This is a genomic window from Actinosynnema sp. NPDC023658 (genome assembly GCF_040639995.1).
In the GTDB taxonomy this organism is placed as follows: Bacteria; Actinomycetota; Actinomycetes; order Mycobacteriales; family Pseudonocardiaceae; genus Actinosynnema.
Map to the genome: position 1 here is coordinate 1 of NZ_JBFAAX010000767.1, position 2,690 is coordinate 2,690.

Annotated in this window: 4 protein-coding genes; all 4 read right to left on the reverse strand. The window is 68.3% G+C overall.

Going from position 1 to position 2,690, the window contains the following annotated elements; genetic code table 11:
- Positions 1-169 (reverse strand): LacI family DNA-binding transcriptional regulator (locus AB0G02_RS34440; protein ID WP_360802860.1); only part of this gene is annotated, 169 nt, incomplete at its 3' end.
- A 31-nt stretch (positions 170-200) separates the two neighbouring features.
- Entirely contained in the window at positions 201-1,178 is a 978-nt protein-coding gene (locus AB0G02_RS34445; RefSeq protein WP_360802851.1) for a carbohydrate ABC transporter permease, read from the reverse strand.
- Entirely contained in the window at positions 1,175-2,122 is a 948-nt protein-coding gene (locus tag AB0G02_RS34450; protein ID WP_360802854.1) for an ABC transporter permease subunit, read from the reverse strand. The genes AB0G02_RS34445 and AB0G02_RS34450 overlap by 4 nt, the downstream gene beginning before the upstream one ends.
- On the reverse strand, positions 2,119-2,690 hold a 572-nt coding region (locus AB0G02_RS34455; protein ID WP_360802857.1), incomplete at its 5' end, for a hypothetical protein. The genes AB0G02_RS34455 and AB0G02_RS34450, both read right to left, overlap by 4 nt.

The following is a 2,690-nucleotide window of genomic DNA, read 5'->3' on the forward strand; positions in this document are numbered from 1 at the left end:
CGGCGGCCAGCGCCCTGGCGCGCGCGTTGGGGTGGTAGCCGAGCTCGGCCACGGAGCGCTCGACGCGGTCCCGGGTCTCCGCGGAGATCGTGCGCTTCCCGCTGAGCACGTAGCTGACCGTGCTCGCGGACACGCCCGCGTGTTTGGCCACATCGGCGAGTGTCACCATGCGTGATGCTCCTGCTCCCTCGTGTTCCGGGTCAGCCCTTGACCGCGCCGGTCAGCACGCCGACCCGGAAGTGCTTCTGCATGAAGGGATACACGATCAGCACCGGCACCAGCGTCAGCACCACCACCGCCATCTGCAGCGACAGCGGCGCGGTCTGCGAGAACTGCGTGCCGAAGCCCGCGTTCACCGAGCCCGGCAGCCCGTTGCCCCGGTTGACGTAGGTCAGCAGCACGTACTGGAGCGGCCACTTCTCGCTGTCCGTCGGCATGTAGAGCATCACGTTGAAGAACGAGTTCCAGTAGCCGACCCCGTAGAACAGCGCGATCACCGCGGTCACCGCGCGGGACGTCGGCAGCACGATCGACCACAGCGTCCGCCACTCCCCGGCGCCGTCGATCCGGGCCGCCTCGATCAGGTCGACCGAGGTCTCCGAGTAGAAGGCGCGCAGCACCAGGATGTTGAACACCGACACCGCGCCGGGCAGGATCAACGCCCACCACTGGCCGTAGCCGCCGAGCTCGGTGACGACCAGGAACGTGGGGATCAGGCCGCCGTTCACGAACATCGTGACGATCAGCAGCACGAGCAGGAACCGGTGGGCCACCGAGCGGGACCGGGACAGGCCGTAGGCGCACAGGATCGACACCACCATCGACACGGCCGTGCCGACGACGGTGATGCCGAGGCTGACGAACAGCGCGTTGCGCACGGTGGCGTCGCCCAGCATCACGCGGTAGGCCTCGGTGGTCAGGCCGTCCGGCCAGATGACCAGGCCACCCGCGCGGTTGACCGCCGCCTGGGTGGACAGGCTGGTCACCACGATGATCCACAGCGGGACCAGGACGACCGCCAGCACCGTGCCGAGGGTCAGGCCCTTGGCGGTCCGCCCGACGGCGGTCGGCGGTTCCTCCCAGGACGGGCGTGCCGTCCTCCTCCGACCGCGGGCGGCGGTGCGGGTGGGCGGGCGACCCTTGGCGCCCGCGCGTTCGACGGTGAGCGTGTCGGTCATTTCCGGTACAACCCGTCTTCGCCGAAGGCGTGCGCCAGCTTGTTCGCACCCCAGATGAGCAGCAGTGAGATGACGCTCTTGAACAGCCCGGCCGCGGCGCCGTAGCTGTAGTTGTTGGTGGCGATGCCGTAGTAGAACGAGAACGTGTCGAGCACGTCGGCCGCGTCGTGGCCGACCGCCTCCCGCTGGATCAGGAACTGCTCGAAGCCGACCGTCAGCGCGTTGCCCAGCCGCAGCACCAGCATCAGCATGATCACGCCGCGCAGGCCGGGCAGGGTGATGTGCCAGAGCCGGTGCCACCGGCCGGCGCCGTCCGCGGCGGCGGCCTCGTACAGGTCGGTGTTGATCGCGGCGAGCGCGGCCAGGAAGACGATGATCCCCCAGCCCGCCTCCTTCCAGATGGCCTGCGAGGTGACCAGCAGCGCGAAGGAGTCGGGGTCGGTCATGACGTCCCAGGTGCCGATGTCGTGGCTGCGCAGGAACTGGTTGAGCACCCCCGCGCCGCCGAGCATCTGCTGGAAGATCGTGATGGCCAGCACCCACGAGAAGAAGTGCGGCAGGTACACGATCGACTGGACGAAGTTGCGCAACCGCTCGCTGAGCACGGAGTTCAGCACCAGCGCCAGCACGATCGGGATCGGGAAGAACAGCACCAGCTGCACGAAGCTCAGGTACAGCGTGTTCTTCAGCGACCCCCAGAACAGCGAGTCGCTGATCAGCGCCTCGAACTGGCCCAGGCCGACCCACTCGCTGTTCCAGACCCCGGTCAGCGGGTTGTAGTCCTGGAACGCCGTCACCAGGCCGAACAGCGGCACGTAGTTGAACACCAGCAGCAGGACGACGGCGGGCAGGGTCATCAGCAGCAGCGACCGGTCGCGCCGCAGGCGAACCCGCAGGCCCAGCCGCTCCTTCCGGCCCCGCGGTGGCGCGTCGACCCTGCTCATTGGCCGGTGCCGTACTTCTGGAGGACGTTCTCGTCCATCCACTGCACCAGCTTGTCGCCGCCGCCGCTGGACTTCCAGGTGGCGATGGCGTCCTTGACGTCGGAGACCTTCTTCTTGCCGTGGTAGCAGTCCTTGATGGTGTCCTCGACGGCCTGGGCGGCGTCGGCGGCGGCCATGGACCGCGGCAGGCTGATGTTCATGTTCCAGAACACCGGCTTGCGCAGGTGCTCGACGTTCGCGGCCTGCCAGGCGGCGTAGTCCTTGGTCACCACGTCGCCGCCGGGGTTGCTGATCACCGCGGGCGGCGAGGCCAGGAACGGGAAGGTCTGCGCCTGGACGTTCTTCTTGCCCTCCTCGGTGGCCGTCGGCACGCCGTCGACCATCGTGTGGTGGAGGCCCTCGGTGCCGAAGTTGACCAGCGTGTACTCGACCGAGCCGTACGGCGCGGCCAGGTAGTTCGCGACCGCCAGCAGCTCCTCGATCTGCTCGGGCTTCAGGTTGGCGTTGAGGTAGCTGACGATGCTGGTGGAGGGGCCCATGGAGATCTGCGGCTCACCCTTGCCGTCCG

Bases quoted from the DNA above. Each gene is read 5' to 3' on its own strand.
- AB0G02_RS34445 (WP_360802851.1), bottom strand. From the start codon at position 1,178: ATGACCGACACGCTCACCGTCGAACGCGCGGGCGCCAAGGGTCGCCCG.
- AB0G02_RS34450 (WP_360802854.1), bottom strand. From the start codon at position 2,122: ATGAGCAGGGTCGACGCGCCACCGCGGGGCCGGAAGGAGCGGCTGGGC.